This window comes from Cobetia sp. SIMBA_158 (assembly GCF_046566945.1).
Taxonomy (GTDB): Bacteria; Pseudomonadota; Gammaproteobacteria; order Pseudomonadales; family Halomonadaceae; genus Cobetia; species Cobetia amphilecti.
Genome location: NZ_JAWJYL010001266.1, coordinates 1 through 228, shown reverse-complemented (window position 1 = coordinate 228; position 228 = coordinate 1). Strand labels below are relative to the sequence as shown.

The following is a 228-nucleotide window of genomic DNA, read 5'->3' as shown; positions in this document are numbered from 1 at the left end:
TATGTAAATAACCGTGACTTATACATTGAGATGGCTATGAAAGTATTTAAGCTAGAAAGAAAGTATTGTGAGGATAAAGCTTATAGTCCTGACGGTAAATTTCAACCACGTAAAGCTATAAAAAGTTTACTACTCGGTATCATGTACGGTATGGGGTATAAGTCGATTGCCCAAAATATTGGTGTTACTGATGAAGAAGCTAAACAGATTATTGACGATTTTTATTCA

Annotated in this window: 1 protein-coding gene; it reads left to right on the top strand. The window is 33.3% G+C overall.

The genetic code is table 11. The features are described 5' to 3' along the window. Positions 1-228 (top strand): DNA polymerase (locus R2R70_RS23790; protein WP_410979460.1); only part of this gene is annotated, 228 nt, incomplete at both ends.